Below are 231 nucleotides of genomic sequence, written 5' to 3'. Positions count from 1 at the left end.
TAGCTCCGGTAATACCCGTGGCGCCAGTAGGTCCAGTAGCTCCTGTGATGCCCGTTGCGCCAGTAGGTCCAGTAGCCCCAGTGATACCCGTTGCGCCAGTAGGTCCAGTAGCTCCGGTAATACCCGTCACACCAGTAGGACCTGTTGGTCCAGTAATACCCGTTGCCCCCGTAGTTCCAGTTGAACCGGTGATACCAGTGGCACCGGTAGGACCTGTTGGTCCAGTAATAC

The 231-nt window shown here is 57.6% G+C and carries 1 protein-coding gene; it reads right to left on the bottom strand.

The genetic code is table 11. The features are described 5' to 3' along the window. The coding region (locus tag AAZR19_RS19005) for a hypothetical protein (protein ID WP_434704006.1) at positions 1–231 on the bottom strand (231 nt) is incomplete at both ends.

The organism is Bacillus sp. Je.9.29.b, assembly GCF_051129925.1.
In the GTDB taxonomy this organism is placed as follows: domain Bacteria; phylum Bacillota; class Bacilli; order Bacillales; family Bacillaceae; genus Bacillus; species Bacillus safensis.
Note: the sequence above shows the minus strand (reverse complement) of the source record. Positions and strands in the feature narration are given on the sequence as shown.